The organism is Photobacterium lucens (genome assembly GCF_009873615.1).
Taxonomy (GTDB): domain Bacteria; phylum Pseudomonadota; class Gammaproteobacteria; order Enterobacterales; family Vibrionaceae; genus Photobacterium; species Photobacterium lucens.
In genome coordinates, this window is sequence record NZ_SSMG01000220.1 from 1 (window position 1) to 460 (window position 460).

Sequence of the window (460 nt, forward strand, 5' to 3'; positions counted from 1 at the left end):
TCGTTATAAGTATTGTTTCAAATCTGAATATAACTTAAATAAGTTAGTAAATTTAAGTTCTGATGATATAAATATTTTATTTTACGATGGTACATCTAGCATTATATATCCGTATGAGTTTATAAATGTTCCAAAAGAATTTTCATTTCAAGTGCAAAAAAAAGTTCAAAAGTTTATAAATAAGTTCGATGAAAATATATTTGTTTTTAGAGATCCGAGACCAAGAAGAGTTAAAAGAGGTGCTCCTGCCAGTGTGTTACTGAGATTAGGGGCTTCTGGTGCCACGGTTGGTGCTATTGGAGCTGTGGGGGGCTTTGTTGGTGGGGTTGCAACACCAGCTTTGGGTAGTGTTGCAGGACCTAGTTTAGGTATTGCTGCTGCTGGTGCTTGTATGGAAGCGTGTCACTTATAATATGGATTATTTATTAGGGGTAATAACGTTACTACTTTATATTTTTAC

General features: G+C 34.6%; 1 protein-coding gene. It reads left to right on the forward strand.

Going from position 1 to position 460, the window contains the following annotated elements:
- Nucleotides 1-412: hypothetical protein (locus tag E5A76_RS09880; protein ID WP_161118824.1), on the forward strand; the 412-nt coding region annotated here is incomplete at its 5' end.
- Nucleotides 413-460: the final 48 nt, after the last annotated feature.